The organism is Allorhizocola rhizosphaerae (assembly GCF_003426775.1).
GTDB classification, from domain to species: domain Bacteria; phylum Actinomycetota; class Actinomycetes; order Mycobacteriales; family Micromonosporaceae; genus Allorhizocola; species Allorhizocola rhizosphaerae.
In genome coordinates this window covers 1-14,901 of sequence record NZ_QJUG01000085.1, presented here as the reverse complement: position 1 = coordinate 14,901, position 14,901 = coordinate 1, and the positions used below count along the sequence as shown (strand labels likewise).

Below are 14,901 nucleotides of genomic sequence, written 5' to 3'. Positions count from 1 at the left end.
GGTGGCCGGCGGCGTGGGCCCTGGGGAGGGTTACGAGACGGTGCAGGGGTTGTTGTTGAGGGTGAACGAGGTCGGTTCCGGGTTGGAGCCGGACCAGCTGGCGTTGAACCCGATCGACACCGATGCGCCTGGCGCGATCGTGCGGTTCCAGTCTTGCGCGGTCGCCGACACGTTGACGCCCGACTGAGCCCAGGTGGCGGACCAGCCGTGCACCAGGGTCTGCCCTGCCGTGAACGGGAATCGCAGCGTCCAGCCGTTGATGGTCGTGGTGCCCGTGTTCTTGATGGTTATCTTGCCGGTGAAGCCGCCGCCCCAACTGCTTTCCACAGCGTACGCGACATCGCAACTCGCGCCGCCGCCCGTCGTGGTGAAGGTGACAGGCGCCGATGCGGTCGACACGTTGCCCGCGGCATCGCGCGCCCGCACCGTCACAGTGTACGAAGTGGACGGTGTGAGGCCGGTGGCGTTGAACGTGTTGGTGGTCGACGTGCCGAGCAGGGTCGTGCCGTTGTAGACGTCGTACCCTGTCACGCCCACGTTGTCCGTCGAGGCGGCCCAATTCAGCGTGGCCGACGTCGAAGTGATGGACGAGGCCGTGGGTGTGCCCGGCTGCGACGGCGGGATGTTGTCCACCGGACAGGCCGGCATGGTGACCGTGGTCGGCGGTGACGGCGGTGACGTGTTTCCGGCCGCGTCCCGCGCCCGGATGGTGAACGTGTATGTCGTCGCGCCGGACAGGCCCGTGACGGTGAAGGTCGTGTTAGGCGTCGTCCCGACCAGCGTCGTGCCCCGGTAGATGTCGTATGCCACGACACCGACATTGTCAGTCGACGCTGCCCAGGTGAGGTTGACCGTCGTGCAGGTCATGCCCGCGGTGGTAGGGGCACCAGGGGCGGTCGGGGGCTGCGTGTCACCGCCGCCGGGCGGCGTACCCCACACCAGATTCGCGCCATCGTAGAGTGTCATTTTCGCGTTGCGCGAGATGGCGACCTGATAGGAGTAGTCGTTGGTGGGATCCCAGGTCCCCGAGCTCGCGATGCGGAACTGCACCTCGCGCCGCCAGTCCGATTGCCCGGCGGGCGCGATCGACTGCCCGGCACAGGAAACCGTCACGTAGTAGACGTTTCCGCTGAGCTGCGTCGGCCCGCTCGGCGCCGAACACTGGTTGTATGCCGAGGACAGCGTGATTTGCGCGGGTGTCGTCGCACCGTCCAAAGTGAAATAGTATCTGAATGACCCCTGGGTGAGTGCCCTTGCCGGCCAGGCAGACTTGTTGTAGACGGTGGCTTTCATTTCTGTAAATGTGGTACCAGACGCGTTCACACCGGCCTCGATGTAGAACTCGTTGTCGTCCACCGTCTCCGCGGGCGGGAAGTTGGCCAGCGGCGTGCCGCCGAACTCCGAATACATCCGCACCAGCGCCGAGGTGAGCCCGCCGTTGTAGTCCGTGGCGACCTCGTTCGCCTGGAAGTTGCTCCGGTCGTCCACATAGGAGTCGTTGGCCGAGCCTGGCCCGCCTACCAGCGCGCCGTAGAGCAGGTGCCGGTTGTCGGTCGGGTTCTGGATGCTGTCGGTCCACGAGCCGTGTGCCGTCCGGTGATGCGGATTGCGCGGGGAGTTCGTGCCGAATCCGATCATGTAGCTTCGATTGTGCGGATTGTTGCCGAGAATGTAGTTGATTTGACTGACCGCGAAATCGTGGTAGCGGGCCTTCCGCGTCGTATCCGCCAGCGCATCGGCGTGGACGAACGCGACCCACGCCGTGTTGGCCGAATAGCGCAGCGATCCCCACTGCTGCAGCCACGCCTGGCCGCCCGGCGAGTAGGTGATGCGCTGCCCGTTGACGCCGACCGTCCAGTAGTCCAGCCACCGGTTCGCGTCGTCGATGTACTGCTGCTGTCCGGTCAGCTTGGCCATCAGCACATACGACCCGTACGACTTGTCGTCCCAGTCCTGGGTCCACTTGTACGACTTGATGGTCGACTGCGGTTCGGTGCCGAGGTTGGCGTAGTACTGCCGCGCCTTGTCCAGATAGGACTGCTGCCCGGTCGCGCGATACATCCAGATCGCACCCCACACCAGCTCGTCGTTGAACCCGCTCCAGGACTGGTAGTAGCCCTGCGCGTCGGTGATGCACTCGTGGTACTTCTTGCGCACCGTGTCGGCGAAGTTGTACAGCTGCGTCGCATGCGTGACAAGCGTGTTGGCATATGCGGCGTCGGTGGGCCGGAACACCATCGACGACGCGGCCATGGCAGCGGCCGTCTCGGCGGCCAGGTCGGTGCCGCCGCACGACGCGTCAATCTTGTACGCCGGGCGAGCCATCTTCATCACTTCGGCAGGCCCCCACCAGGCATGGTCCTGCCCACCGTGACCCACCTGTCCATAGAGGACATTGGGCGACGGGTGTGCCTTGATGAAATAGTCGTTGACCCAGCGCAGATTGTTCAGCAGATGCGTGAGCTGCCCGCTGTTCTGGTACGCGGTCCGGTATTCGACGGCGCCCCATGCCAGCATGGTGGTCGTGCTTGCCATCGGGAATCCGAACTTGACGTGGTCTCCGGCGTCGAACCAGCCTCCCTTGAGGTCGAGTCCGACGTCCGCGCCGTCGTTCATGGCCGAGTCGCCGCGCCAGGCAACGCGGCTCCAGGCGGGCTTCGGCCCTGCGATCTGGGCCTCGTAGAACCAGACCGATTTTTGCAGGGCCTCGGCGTAGTTGTATGGGGGTGGGGCGGCTTGGGCGGTGCCGCCGGTTAATGAGCCCGCCGTCATGACGGCAGCGAGCAGCAGCCCAATGCGTGGGAGCGCTTCCATGGACTAATTTAAGCGTGCCGTTACGTCCGTGTGAAGTAGTTGCCCGGCGTTATCCCAAGATGGCGCCTGAAATGCCGGGTGAGGTGGGCCTGGTCGTAGAACCCGGCGGCCGTGGCGACCTGGGCCAACGGCATGCCGGCCAGGATCAGGCGGCGGGCGAGCTCGATCCGGCGCCCGGTCAGGTACCGGTGCGGCGGGAGTCCGAATCGGCGCGTGAACGCCCGCACCAGATGCGCGGGATGGGCACCGATCGCCAAAGCCGCATCTCTCAGCGAAACGCCCTCCGCGACGCGTGCGTCCATCAACTCCCGCATCTGCTCCGCCACGCCGATCGGCTTCGCAACTCTCCATTGTGGACGCAGGTGCGCGCGGATTCGCTCCTGTACCAACGCCAGCCGGCTCGACGACTCCAGCGGTTCGGGCCACAGCAGCGACTCGTGCAGCCGGTGGATCTGCTCCCGTAGCACGAGATCGGCCAGGCTCGGGTGGTCGGCGGCCGCGCCGATCAGGTCGTCGCCGAGCACCGACGAGTCCAGATAGAGCACGCGTTTACGAAATCCGCCACTGCGCGCGGAACGCCCGTCATGCGGCACATGCGGCGGCAGCAGCGTCACGTCACCGCGCCACGCGCCATGCTCGTGCCGATCCAGTCCGTACCGGATCGCCCCGTCATCCACGATCAGCAACGTCCACGTGTCGTGCGTGTGCAGCGGATAGGCGTGCGTGGTGAAGTGCGCGTGGAAGACCTCGGCGATCCCGTCCACCGCGGGCTTCCAGGCACGCACGTCGGCCATGTGAAAAACGTACAAGACCCGCCTTCTGCAAAGAAATCACGATGGGACGGTGTTCGACACCAAGATTGCGGTCCTGCTCCGCAACGACCTGGCCCAGTGGCAGGGCCTCAACGTGACCGCGTTCCTCGCCGGCGCCATCATGGGCGGCGCGCCCGAGTTGCTGGGCGACCTCTACGCCGACGCCGACGGGGTGAAATACCTCGCCATGTTCCGTCAGCCGGTTCTCGTGTTCGAGGGCGACTCCGCGGTCCTGGCGGCGGCACACCAACGTGCGCTGCAGCGTGGGCTCACCGTCGCCGTCTACACCGAGGACCTGTTCGCCACGGGCAACGACGCCGACAACCGAGCCGCCGTGCGCGCCGTCAAGACCGCCGACCTCAACCTCGTCGGCCTCGCGCTGCATGCGCCGAAAAACGCCGTGGACAAGGTGCTCAAGGGGGCAATGCTGCATCGCTGAGGACGGCCCCGCCGCCCGGGGGATCGATGGGGGGCACGGGCGGCGGGAAGTCTGATGAGGAGGCCGCCCGCAGCGGTGGGGGGTGAGATGCTGCGGGCGGCCCTTGTGGGGAGGCGACCTATTCATGCCCACCGCCGCAAGTCGCGGTGATGGTGGAGCAGGTGCTATCACGTTCCAGCGCTCACACCGGCGCGCGCGTTACACCCCCGCCGGGTGTGACACCACGCCGCTCGGCGACGCTGGTCTTTGATGTGCCCCGACGCCGCATAGCCTCCGTACATCAAGAAAACGACCGTCAATGACGAAAAGCATGTTCGGCTGCGGATGAACACGGACGAAGCGCAGCTGTCCGAGGCCATCGTTGCCGCGCAGGAGGGCGACGAGGACGCCTTCCGCAGCCTGTACCGAGCCACCCAACCCTTGCTGCGCCGCTATCTGTGGGTCCTCGTCGGCGACGAGGCCGAGGACGTGGCGTCGGAGGCGTGGCTGCACATCGTGCGCGACCTTTCGTCCTTCCGCGGCGACTACGACAAGTTTCGCGGTTGGGCCGCGACCGTCGCCCGTAATCGGGCCATCGACCACATCCGCCGCCAGCGGCGTCGCCCATACCAACTACTGCCCGAATCGGACCTCCCGGATGCCGGCGACGGCCCCGACGCGGCCGAGCTCGCGGCCGACGCGATCGCCACCCAGCAGGCCGTCGCGCTCATCGCTCGCCTGCCCCGGGACCAGGCCGAAGCCGTCATGCTGCGCGCGGTCATGGGCCTTGACACCCACGCCGCCGGGCGGGTGGTGGGCAAACGCCCCGGGGCCATCCGCGTCAATGCGCTGCGCGGCCTGCGCCGCCTTGCCGAATACCTTCGCGCCACACCGGGCCAGGACGACGATCCGCATCCACCGACCGACTGGCCGGCACCACCGCCGACGCCAAGGGGTACCAGATGATAAAAAAGCGGAAAGACAACGACCCATTGCGGGAGTTGGGCCTTCAAACCGGCCACGACGATCCGCTCATAGCGATCCTTCGCGCGGCGGCCGCACAGCCCTCCCGGGAGCCGTTGGCCGGTGAGCATGAAATCATGGCCGCGTTCCGGGAAGCCAAGCTCCGCCCGCGGCGGCGGAGGCTCCCATTCGCCCTCGCCATGGCGCCGGCCAGGCTCCTGACCGCCAAGGTGGCCCTGGTAACCGCCGGGGTCGCTCTGGCCGGTGGAGTCGCCCTCGCCGGCACCGGCATTATTGATGATTTGGTACCGGGTGAGAAGCCCACACCGTCGCGCAGCCCTGCGCCTTCACCCTCTCCCGCGCTCGTTGGCCAATGCACCGCCTACCTCAACGGCGCCTCCACGCAGACGGAAGCCCTCGCGGCAGCCGCCGGTGGCGAAAACAACATCGGCGACTATTGCACCGGCCTGGTGACCTCCACGCGCGGTGCCAGCCCGGTGCCCGACCCGGCGAGCGCCAGCCCGACCGGCAGGCCCGGACCTCCGTTTTCCGGCCTGCCCACGCCCAGCCACCCGACAAGACCCACGTCGATGCCCAGTCGACCGGTGGACGTGAATCCCCCGGATCCCGTCGGCAGGCCGACAACCGCACCGAGCCGCCCCACCCGCCGCGACTGACGTCTTTGACCCGCGCTTGTGAATGGCACAGACTGGCCGGACCGCGACGCGGGCCGACCGTGGCCGGGCTGGCATCGCGTGGCGGCCGAACCGATCGGAGGAATGATGCGCAACGCCGAAATGGCGAAGCTGGGCGGGCTCGTCGGCCAGTGGACGACGACGATCTCGAACGCCTGGTTCATCGAACCGCCCGGCACCACGGTGCCAGGCATCACCACCATCGAATGGTTCGGGGAGTCATTATTGGCCGTGCGCACACAGTTCGGCGGTGGCCGGCACGTGCATTCCGAGATGAGCCTCGTCCTCGGGCGCAGCGACCCGAGCGACCGATTCGTGGCGCTCTACCAAGACGACCGCGGCGTCTGCCGCCAGTACGCCATGACCTTCGACGGCGGACACTGGACGATGACCCGCGAGGACCCGGACATGCACCAGCGCTTCATCGCCGACGTCGAGACCGACCGGATCCTCGGCCGCTGGGAGGCGTCGCAGGACGCGGGCAGGACCTGGCGGAAGGACTTCGACCTCACTTTTGAGCGCGCCTGACCTGAGGCACACAGAAGCCGTCTGGCCGGTGCCGGATTGCCGACGCCGTGCTCATCACGTCCATGCCGGCCTGGCGCGGCCGCGCAGCGGTGAGCGCAGTCAGGAGGAGACGTCCGCGTGTTGCGGCTGGGGCCGGGTGAGCGGGCGCTGGAGGGCCACCGTCACGTGGGTCTTGGCGGTCGCGGTCGAGCACTCGGCCACCCCGCGCGCCGGGTGCGGCGGCAGGCCCGGCACGGTGGCCGACGTGCGCCGCAGGGGGATCGGCACGGGCTCAACGACCAGCTCGTGCTGGGGCTCGGCATAGCGCGTCAAGGCGATCACCGCGCCCATGGTGACCACGAACCCGACCACGGCGAGCAGCTCGAGCCCCGGTCGCATCCGGTCACCGAGCACGAGCAACCCGAGGACCGCAGCCGGGATGGCTCCGGCCGCGTCCATGCCGGCCACGGCCGCGTTGGTGGACCCGCGCTGCATGGCCAGGCCCAGCAGCAGCTGCCCGGTCAGCGAGTTGGCGATCACGAGGAACAGCAGGGGGTTGAACACGAACTCCGCCACCGATTGCGATCCGGCCAGCGGGCGGGCCGCGATGGCCGCGCAGGTGAAGCACAGCCCGGCGATCGAACCGAGCACCACCGAACCGAGCACACCCTTGATCCGGGCCGCGAACACACTCCCACCCGCGATCATGGCCAGGGCGACGATCAGCGCGACGATGCCCTTCCAGCCCAGCTGCTCGCCCTTGCTCGGCTCGGCCGATGCCGCCAGCGCCCCGATGCCCAGCACGACGGCCACCAGCAGGATGATCTCGGCCCGCGGGAGCTTCCACTTCAGGAAGATCACCCCGAGCACGGCCGTCACGCACAGCCCAGCGGTCACGGCGGACTGCACCAGAAACAGCGGGAGGTCGCGCCGCGCGGCCAGTGCCAGAAAGAAGCCCAGAATCTGACAGCCGAGCCCCGCCAGGTAGATCCGGTGTCCGAACAGCCGCAGCAGCAGCCCTGGGTCGAGCGTCTCGGTGCTCGCGGTCTTGGTGGCGGCCATGGACTGCAGCAGGTTGGCGATGCCGTAGGCGGCGATCATTGCCGCGAGAAACCACCACCCGGTAGAGACCACCAACGAAGCTTAGACCCTTAGGGGTCGACCATGCCCATGGTAGGAGCCGAGTAACTGAAGTGGGTGGCCGCGATCACAGGGCGTGAAGTCCGGAGGGTGTCAGTCTCTCCAGCACATCGTCGTGTAGCTGCCCGTTTGTCGCGACGGCGGAGCCCCCGCCCACCCCGGGCCGCCCGGACAGGTCGCTGAACGTGCCCCCGGCCTCGGTCACGATCGGCACGAGCGCGGCCATGTCCCACACCATCAACTCCGGCTCGACCATGATGTCGACCGCGCCCTCGGCCAGCAGCATGTAGCCGTAGAAGTCGCCGTATGCGCGGCTTCGCCACGTCTTGCGCATCAGATCCAGGACCGACGCGAGCCGGCCCGTCTGCTCCCACCCGTCCAGCGAGGAGTAGCAGAAGCTCGCGTCCGCGAGCCGCCGCACGCCCGAGACCTTGATCGGGATCGCGTTGGCCTGGTGCCGCCCGGCATATGCGCCCACGCCACGCGCCGCCCACCACCGCCGTCCGAGCGCGGGCGCCGACACCAGCCCGACCACGGGCGTGTCACCCTCCATCAGCGAGATGAGCGTGCCCCAGATCGGCACCCCCCGGATGAAGTTCTTTGTCCCATCGATCGGGTCGATGACCCATTGCCGGTTGCTGTTGGCCCCGGTCACCCCGAATTCCTCGCCGAGCACACCGTCCCGCGGGCGGGTGCGGGCAAGCGTGGCACGCAGCGCCTTCTCCACCGCCGTGTCCGCGTCGGACACCGGCGTCAGGTCGGGCTTGGACTCGACGTAGAGATCCAGCGCCTTGAACCGCTGCATCGAGATCGCATCAGCGGTGTCCGCCAGCACGTGTGCCAGCGCGAGATCGTCATCAAGGCGTGCCATGGGCGACAACCTAGCCGATCTCACGCGCTCGCGAGAAGGCGGTCGGTGAGCAGTGCCTTTTCGGCCGGATTCACGGTCAGGCTGAGGGCCCGCTCCAGAGCCGACCGGGCCTCGTCCTCCCGTCCGAGTTCCTGCAGCATGCGGGCCTTTGTCGCATGATATAGCCGGTACCCGTCAAGCTCGCCCGCCAACCGGGAGACCTCGGCGAGCCCGGCCGAGGCATCGCGCGCGTGCCATGTCGCCACCGACGCCGACAGCAGCGCCAGCGGGTTGCCGGTGTGGCGGTGCAACTCCATGTAAAGCATGCGGATCTGCAGCCAGTCGGTGTCCGCATAGGACGGTGCGGTCGCGTGCAGCGCCGCGATCGCCGCGTGGATCTGATAGGGCCCCGGTCTGGCGGTCGCCAGCGGAGGCCGCGTGGACCCGGCGGCAGTGCCGTCGCCGCTGGGGGCCGAGGCGAGACGACCGCGACCCAGAAGTTCAGCTTTTCTGCGCAGCAGCACACGGTCCAGCCGCTGCACCGCCCGCTTGATCAGCGCACTGTCCCAAGTGGACCGATCCTGGTCGGCAAGCAGCACAAGGTTTCCCGCCGTGTCAAAGCGTCCCGAGGAACGTGCCTCGCACAGGTCCAGCAGCACACCCAGCCCGATCACCTCGGGTTCACCGGGCATCAGCAGCTCCAGCTGGCGCGCCAGGGCGAGCGCCTGCGTGGCGAGGTCGCGCCGCTGCGCCGTCGTGCTGCTGTTGGCCAGGTAACCCTCGTTGTACAGCAGATAGATGACCGTGAGTACCGCACCCAGCCGGGCGCCATACTCCTCCGGACCGGGGATGCCGAAGCGGGAGCGCACCAGTTTTTTGGCGCGGGTGAGCCGCTGCGCCATCGTGGGCACGGGCACCAGGAACGCCGCCGCGATCTCCTCGGTCGTCAACCCGCACACGGCCCGCAGCGTCAGCGCTATCCGGGCCTGTTCGGGCAGGCTGGGGTGGCAGCAACCGAAGATCAGCGCGAGGAGATCGTCGGAATCGGGGGCTCCAATCGGTACCGTATAAGCGATTTTGGTTTTCCCCACCTCCTCACGCCGCAGCTGATCGACCGCCTTGCGCCACGCGGTGGTCACCAGCCAGCCCGCCGGGTTGGCCGGCACACCCTCGTCGGGCCAGTGCCGCAGCGCCTGGGCGACCGCCTCCTGCAGGGCCTCCTCGGCGCGGTCGAGATCGCCCAGCCGCTTGACCAGCGCCCCGCGCATCGATGCGGCGTGCTCCCGCCAGACGTCCTCGAGTTCTCTCACTCCGCCTCTCCAGCACGGGACAGCAGCAATCGTCGATAGGAGGCGAGCCGGCGCGGGTCGGTCACAAATGCGTCCAAGGCACAATCCCCGCCGAGGTGCTCGCAGTGGGGCGGGCAGTTGACCGTGCCCTCGACCAGATCGGAGAAGCCGTGCAGCAGGTCGTCGGCCGAGACGTGGGCCAGGCCGAAGCTTCTGATCCCCGGCGTGTCGATGATCCACGAGCCCTTGGAGAAAGGCAGGCGCAGCGCGACGACGCTCGTCGACGTGTGCCGTCCCTTGCCCACCGCGCTGACCACCCCGACCGCCCGCCCGGCGCTGGGGATCAGCCGATTGACCAATGTGGACTTGCCGACGCCGGAGTGGCCTATGAACACGGAAACCTTGCCGCGCAGGGCATCCTTCAGCGCTTCGAGACTGTCGGCCGGAGCGGTCAGCACGTGCGGCAGGTCCAAAGTGGAGTAATAGTCCAAAACGAAGTCCGGCGAACCGAGATCGGCCTTCGTGAGGCACAGCAGCGGGTCGACGTCGGCGGCATACGCGGCGACCAGGCACCGGTCGATGAACCCCGTCCGGGGCGGCGGATCGGCCAGCGCGCTAACGATCACCATCTGGTCGGCGTTGGCCACGACCACCCGCTCAAGCCGGCCCTCGGGGGTCGTGTCGTCGTCGTCCGCCGTGCGCGTCAGCACCGACCGGCGCTCGTTGATCCGCACGATCCGGGCCAGGCTGCCCGGCGCGCCCGAGACATCGCCCACGAGCGCGACCTCGTCGCCGACCACCACCGACTTGCGGCCCAGCTCGCGGGCACGCATCGCGGTGATCTCGTGGCCGTCCAGCGACACCGTGTATCGACCACGATCGACCGCCGTGACGAATCCGTCGATGGCTTCGGAATGCTTGGGCCGGATGCGGGTGCGGGGACGCGAGAAGCGCGTGGGGCGGACCCGCACGTCGTCCTCGTCGTACTCCCGCTTGCGGCTCATGCAGTCTGCGTCATCTCCGCCCACAGCCGCGGGAACGCCGGCAAGGTCTTGGCGGTGCACGAGACGTCGTCGAGCTCGATGCCCGGGACGCGCAGCCCGATCACCGCGGCGGCATGCGCCATGCGGTGGTCGTCGAAGCTGGAGAAGGTCCCTCCGGTCATGGGCTTCGGCGTGATCGCCAGGCCGTCGGGCGTCTCGCTCACATCGGCCCCGAGCGCGGACAGCTGCGACGCGAGCGCCGACAGCCGGTCGGTTTCGTGATGCCGGATGTGCCCGACCCCGCGCAGGTGCGACGGGCCGTCCGCGAGCGTCGCGAGGGCCGCGACCACCGGGGTCAGCTCTGCCACATCGGCGAGGGAGACATCCACGCCATGAATTTTGCCGGTACCGGTGACGGTGAGCCCGGATTCGCCGAGGCTCAGCTGCCCACCCAGCGCGGCGAACAGCTGGCGCACCCGGTCCACCGGCTGCACGCTGGTGCGCGGCCACCCGCGCAGCGTCACCCGGCCGCCGGTGACCAGCGCGGCGGCGAAGAACGGGGCCGCGCCGGACAGGTCGGGCTCGATCTGCCAGGCCCGACCGGTCATCCGCCCCGGCGCGACCTGCCAGACATTGGGTGTGCTGTCGTCGACCGCGGCACCGGCGGCGCGCAGCATCTGCACGGTCATGCGCAGGTGTGGCGCGTTGGGCACGGGTGGGCCGACGTGCCGCACGATGACCCCGTTGTCGTAGTCGGGCGCGGCGAGCAGCAGGCCGGACACGAACTGGCTGGACGCCGACGCGTCGATGGTTACCTCGCCGCCGCGCAGCCGGCCGGAGCCGTGCACGGTCAGGGGCAGGCTGTCGCCCTCGATGTCGGCCCCCAGCTCGCGCAGCGCTTGCAGCAGCGGCCCTTGCGGGCGCTTGCGGGCGTAGGGATCCCCGTCGAACGTGACGTCTCCGTTGGCGAGCGCGGCGAGCGGGGGAAGGAAGCGCATGATGGTGCCGGCCAGCCCGCAGTCGATGTGCGCCGGCCCGTGCAGCGGGCGCGGCCGGACCTCCCATCGCTGGTCGTCCACAGTGGACACGCTGCAGCCGAGCGCGCGCAGGCCCGCCGCCATCAGCTCGGTGTCACGGGCGCGCAGCGGAGCGTGCACGGTGGACGAGCCGACCGAGATCGCCGAGAGCACCAGTGCTCGCGCGGTCATCGACTTCGATCCGGGCAGGCGGATGCTGGTCTGCACGGGCAGGGGGGCAGTCGGAGCGGTCCAGGGCGCCGGCTTCTTGTTCACGACATCAGTTTGCCAGTCGCGATCTGGCCAGCATGTGCGGGTGGCGTGCCACGAACGCATTCGTCACATTCGATGGTGCGGTGAGTTATGGGGTTTACGTGACGGTTTGAGAGGCCAATTTTGCGTGAACCCCTTGTATCAATCGCTCATGATGCGGTAAGCAACAACGTCGGCGGGATTACAAGGAGTGACCACCGTCGACTCCACGGGGGAGGTGGGGCAATGACACGGGCGCGAGTACCACGCCCACAGGAAGTGGCCGCGGCCAGACGCGATCCTCGCTTGATTCGCGCGGTTACGGACAGACACGACAACGCGTGGCGCACCAGGGGCGTGTGCCAGACCGTTGATCCCGAGACTTTCTTTCCGGTACCCATGGCGCCCGTCGACGACGCGGTCGACCTGTGCGAGCGCTGCCCGGTCGCGGGCGCCTGCCTCGCCTGGGCGCTCAGCGTCGGCGACTGCCACGGCGTCTGGGGCGGCACCACCGCGCGCGAACGGCGCGCGATGCTCGTCGCCTGGCGCACTCCGGTCCAGCCGGAAGAACCGCACCATCCGGACGACGGCGGCGACGTCATCGTGTCGGCCGGTGAGCTGATCCCGGCCCCGCGCCGGCCCGTCAACGCACGATACGAGGGTCCGTCCGACATGCCGTTGCTCAAAAGAGAGGCCGCCCGCACGGTCGCCTGTTAAACAGGAGTCGTGCTTGTGGAAACCCCGCGCGGGGACGCGCGAGTCGAGATGTTCAAGCCACCGGGCCGGAAAAAGGCCCGGTGCTTGGTCGTGCTCGGGCACGGAGCGGGCGGTGACGTCGATGCGCCCGACATCGTGGCCGCGCGTGATGCCGCGCTCAAGGCGGGCGCGGCGGTGGCGCTCGTGACCCAGCCCTACCGGGTCGCGGGCAAGCGCTCGCCCGCCCCGGCGCCGGCGCTCGACGAGGCGTGGCTCGCGGTCATGGCGCAACTGCCCAAGCACGGGAAGCTCATCGTGGGCGGGCGGTCCAGCGGGGCCCGGGTGGCCTGCCGCACGGCTGCGGCCAGCGGGGCGGTGGGCGTGATCGCGCTCGCCTTCCCGCTGCACCCGCCGGGCAAGCCGGAGAAGTCACGCGACGACGAGCTGCGCGAGTGCGGCGTGCCCGCGCTGGTGATCAACGGGGACGCCGACCCGTTCGGCGTGCCCGAGCCGGGGCCCGGCATCGAGCTGGTCGTCATCCCGGGCGCCCGGCATGACCTGCGCAAAGACTTGGCCACGCTGGCCGAGTCGGTGAAGACTTGGGTGAGCAAACACACGTAAGCGGTACCGGCCGGAATGTCATCGGGAAAAAGGATGTTGCACGGCACATGGTGCGCACCCGCTCCCGCGTCGAACAGCTGCTCAATGCCCCCGATTGGCCCGCGGTCCCACCCACGACGGACCTCCCCGCTCTGGGCGTGGCCGTCAAACCGCTACCCTCTTCTGAGCGGAAGGCGGTCAAGCGGGTGACAAACATGGAGCAGGCCAACGAGCGGCGCTCGCGGTTCGAGCGCGATGCCATGCCGTTCGTCGATCAGCTCTACGCGGCGGCCCTGCGGATGACGCGCAACCCGGCCGACGCCGAGGATCTGGTCCAGGAGACGTTCCTCAAGGCGTTCGCCGCGTTCCACCAGTTTGAGGAGGGCACCAACCTCAAGGCCTGGCTCTACCGCATCCTCACCAACACGTTCATCAACTCCTATCGCAAGAAGCAGCGCCAGCCGGTGCAGGCCCCGACCGAGGAGATCACCGACTGGCAGCTCGCCGAGGCGGAGTCGCACACGTCATCGGGCCTGAAGTCGGCCGAGATGGAGGCGCTGGACCGGTTGCCGGACAGCGATGTGAAGGAAGCTTTGCAATCATTGCCCGAGGAATTCCGGCTCGCGGTCTATCTGGCCGACGTGGAGGGTTTCTCGTACAAGGAGGTTGCGGACATCATGGGCACGCCCATCGGCACGGTCATGTCCCGCCTGCACCGCGGTCGTCGCAATCTGCGCAAGGCCCTTGAGCGTTACGCCATCGAGCATGGCCTGACCCGGGAGGCCGCGGCATGACCAACGCACCACACGAGGAATCGCACGACGAGGTCGACTGCCGCGAGGTCCTCACCGAGGTCTATCTCTATCTGGATCTCGAGTGTTCCAACGACCGGCGGCGCGTCATCAGTCAGCACCTCGACGAGTGTTCCCCCTGCCTTCGCGAATACGGCATCGAGCAGGAGGTCAAGGCGCTGGTCGCGCGCTGCTGCGGCCAGGAGCGGGCGCCCGCCGAGCTGCGGGCCCGGCTGCGCGCCAAGCTGACCGAGCTCGTCCCCGACCACGAAGTGTCCAGCCGCGAGCTGTAATACTTGCTCCTGCTAAAGCAAGTCGCGGGCGGACCGCCCGAGAAGGTGACGTCTTTCCTCCCGATCTTGGGGCCCTACCCCAGGGTCGCCCAGCCCAGACGCCGCCTTCGGTCCGCTGTCCTGCGGCGTCGGCGCACTCGTGTAGTCCGCGAGCGAGGTTAGGGTCCACGCGCGAGTGCCGCCGTGATTGGATACAGGCGGTGCCATGGACCCAACGAGAGAGGATCGGCAATGGCCGACGAGATCCGCGCCGAGATGGTGGCGAACGTCTGGAAGGTCGTCGCGGCAGTGGGCGACAACATCGAAGAAGGCGACACGCTGGTCATCCTGGAATCGATGAAGATGGAGATCCCGGTCGTCGCCGAGTCCGACGGCGTGCTCAAGCAGCTTGCGGTCAACGAGGGTGACGTCGTTCAAGAGGGCGACCTCATCGCGGTCATTGAATGATCGTTCGCCAGGCGCGGGAGTCCGACTACGCCGCGATCGGGGCGCTTACCGTGGCCGCCTACCGCGGTGACGGCCAGACCCATCCCGAGCACCCTTACGAGCCGGTGCTGTCCGATGTCGCGGGCCGGTCGGGCGCGGGCACCCTGCTGGTCTGCGAAGCGGATTCGGCCGTGCTCGGCGCGGTGCTGTTCGTGCAGCCGGGCAGCTCCTACGCCGAGGTGTCGCGGCCGGGCGAGGCGGAGTTCCGCATGCTCGCGGTCGCGCCGGAGGCGCAGCGGCGCGGGGCGGGCGAGGCCCTGGTGCGCGCGTGCCTGGCCCGGGCGCGCGAGCTGGGC

Annotated in this window: 16 protein-coding genes and 1 pseudogene; 10 read left to right on the top strand and 7 right to left on the bottom strand. The window is 68.5% G+C overall.

Annotated elements, in window-relative coordinates; genetic code table 11:
• Positions 1-30: 30 nt before the first annotated feature.
• Both DM816_RS19535 and DM816_RS19530 read right to left on the bottom strand, forming a co-directional pair.
• Positions 31-2,814 (bottom strand): glycoside hydrolase family 9 protein, encoded by a 2,784-nt coding sequence (locus DM816_RS19535; protein WP_117211705.1) that lies wholly within the window; start codon positions 2,812-2,814, stop codon positions 31-33.
• Between the two features lie 20 nt (positions 2,815-2,834).
• On the bottom strand, positions 2,835-3,608 hold the full coding sequence (locus DM816_RS19530) for an AraC family transcriptional regulator (protein WP_117211702.1): 774 nt from the start codon (positions 3,606-3,608) through the stop codon (positions 2,835-2,837).
• Positions 3,609-3,657: 49 nt separating this feature from the next.
• Here DM816_RS19530 and DM816_RS19525 point away from each other — a divergent pair, with 49 nt between their 5' ends.
• The 4 genes from DM816_RS19525 (at position 3,658) to DM816_RS19510 (ending at position 6,230) form a co-directional block, all read left to right on the top strand.
• Positions 3,658-4,065: a DUF2000 domain-containing protein gene (locus DM816_RS19525; RefSeq protein ID WP_117211700.1), complete on the top strand. Its 408-nt coding sequence runs from the start codon at positions 3,658-3,660 to the stop codon at positions 4,063-4,065.
• A gap of 324 nt (positions 4,066-4,389) precedes the next feature.
• Entirely contained in the window at positions 4,390-5,010 is a 621-nt protein-coding gene (locus DM816_RS19520) for an RNA polymerase sigma factor (protein WP_117211698.1), read from the top strand.
• Positions 5,007-5,684, top strand: coding sequence for a hypothetical protein (locus DM816_RS42735; protein ID WP_162907637.1), 678 nt, complete (start codon positions 5,007-5,009; stop codon positions 5,682-5,684). Before DM816_RS19520 ends, DM816_RS42735 begins: the two co-directional genes overlap by 4 nt.
• A 78-nt stretch (positions 5,685-5,762) precedes the next feature.
• Positions 5,763-6,230 carry a hypothetical protein gene (locus tag DM816_RS19510; protein WP_211588769.1) on the top strand — a complete coding sequence of 156 codons (468 nt, stop codon included), beginning with the start codon at positions 5,763-5,765 and terminating at the stop codon, positions 6,228-6,230.
• A gap of 99 nt (positions 6,231-6,329) precedes the next feature.
• On the opposite strand, the gene DM816_RS19505 is transcribed toward DM816_RS19510, so the two are convergent.
• From DM816_RS19505 to aroA, 5 genes are all read right to left on the bottom strand, one after another.
• Entirely contained in the window at positions 6,330-7,310 is a 981-nt protein-coding gene (locus DM816_RS19505) for a hypothetical protein (protein ID WP_246002054.1), read from the bottom strand.
• Positions 7,311-7,416: 106 nt separating this feature from the next.
• On the bottom strand, positions 7,417-8,220 hold the full coding sequence (hisN, locus tag DM816_RS19500) for a histidinol-phosphatase (protein WP_117211692.1): 804 nt from the start codon (positions 8,218-8,220) through the stop codon (positions 7,417-7,419).
• Between the two features lie 20 nt (positions 8,221-8,240).
• A complete protein-coding gene (locus DM816_RS19495) occupies positions 8,241-9,509 on the bottom strand; it encodes an RNA polymerase sigma factor (RefSeq protein WP_246002053.1) in 1,269 nt (422 codons plus the stop codon).
• On the bottom strand, positions 9,506-10,417 hold the full coding sequence (gene rsgA, locus DM816_RS19490) for a ribosome small subunit-dependent GTPase A (protein WP_170318844.1): 912 nt from the start codon (positions 10,415-10,417) through the stop codon (positions 9,506-9,508). The genes DM816_RS19495 and rsgA overlap by 4 nt, the downstream gene beginning before the upstream one ends.
• Before the next feature lie 71 nt (positions 10,418-10,488).
• Positions 10,489-11,763, bottom strand: coding sequence for a 3-phosphoshikimate 1-carboxyvinyltransferase (gene aroA / locus DM816_RS19485; protein WP_246002052.1), 1,275 nt, complete (start codon positions 11,761-11,763; stop codon positions 10,489-10,491).
• 222 nt (positions 11,764-11,985) lie between these two features.
• Here aroA and DM816_RS44590 point away from each other — a divergent pair.
• The 6 genes and pseudogenes from DM816_RS44590 to DM816_RS19455 all read left to right on the top strand — a co-directional run.
• A pseudogene (locus DM816_RS44590) lies at positions 11,986-12,321 on the top strand (WhiB family transcriptional regulator); the annotation flags it as partial.
• A gap of 183 nt (positions 12,322-12,504) precedes the next feature.
• Entirely contained in the window at positions 12,505-13,056 is a 552-nt protein-coding gene (locus DM816_RS19475; protein ID WP_117211685.1) for an alpha/beta hydrolase family protein, read from the top strand.
• 194 nt (positions 13,057-13,250) lie between these two features.
• A complete protein-coding gene (locus DM816_RS19470) occupies positions 13,251-13,829 on the top strand; it encodes a sigma-70 family RNA polymerase sigma factor (protein ID WP_117211735.1) in 579 nt (192 codons plus the stop codon).
• Positions 13,826-14,119, top strand: coding sequence for a mycothiol system anti-sigma-R factor (gene rsrA, locus DM816_RS19465; protein WP_117211683.1), 294 nt, complete (start codon positions 13,826-13,828; stop codon positions 14,117-14,119). Before DM816_RS19470 ends, rsrA begins: the two co-directional genes overlap by 4 nt.
• Positions 14,120-14,350: 231 nt before the next feature.
• Positions 14,351-14,566 carry a biotin/lipoyl-binding carrier protein gene (locus DM816_RS19460; protein ID WP_117211681.1) on the top strand — a complete coding sequence of 72 codons (216 nt, stop codon included), beginning with the start codon at positions 14,351-14,353 and terminating at the stop codon, positions 14,564-14,566.
• The coding region (locus DM816_RS19455) for a GNAT family N-acetyltransferase (RefSeq protein WP_117211679.1) at positions 14,563-14,901 on the top strand (339 nt) is incomplete at its 3' end. The genes DM816_RS19460 and DM816_RS19455, both read left to right, overlap by 4 nt.

Excerpts from the sequence above, each read along its gene's own strand:
- DM816_RS19535 (WP_117211705.1), bottom strand. The coding sequence starts at position 2,814 with ATGGAAGCGCTCCCACGCATTGGGCTGCTGCTCGCTGCCGTCATGACG.
- DM816_RS19530 (WP_117211702.1), bottom strand. The coding sequence starts at position 3,608 with ATGGCCGACGTGCGTGCCTGGAAGCCCGCGGTGGACGGGATCGCCGAG.
- DM816_RS19520 (WP_117211698.1), top strand. The coding sequence starts at position 4,390 with ATGAACACGGACGAAGCGCAGCTGTCCGAGGCCATCGTTGCCGCGCAG.
- DM816_RS42735 (WP_162907637.1), top strand. The coding sequence starts at position 5,007 with ATGATAAAAAAGCGGAAAGACAACGACCCATTGCGGGAGTTGGGCCTT.
- DM816_RS19505 (WP_246002054.1), bottom strand. The coding sequence starts at position 7,310 with ATGATCGCCGCCTACGGCATCGCCAACCTGCTGCAGTCCATGGCCGCC.
- hisN (WP_117211692.1), bottom strand. The coding sequence starts at position 8,220 with ATGGCACGCCTTGATGACGATCTCGCGCTGGCACACGTGCTGGCGGAC.
- DM816_RS19475 (WP_117211685.1), top strand. The coding sequence starts at position 12,505 with ATGTTCAAGCCACCGGGCCGGAAAAAGGCCCGGTGCTTGGTCGTGCTC.
- DM816_RS19470 (WP_117211735.1), top strand. The coding sequence starts at position 13,251 with ATGGAGCAGGCCAACGAGCGGCGCTCGCGGTTCGAGCGCGATGCCATG.
- rsrA (WP_117211683.1), top strand. The coding sequence starts at position 13,826 with ATGACCAACGCACCACACGAGGAATCGCACGACGAGGTCGACTGCCGC.
- DM816_RS19460 (WP_117211681.1), top strand. The coding sequence starts at position 14,351 with ATGGCCGACGAGATCCGCGCCGAGATGGTGGCGAACGTCTGGAAGGTC.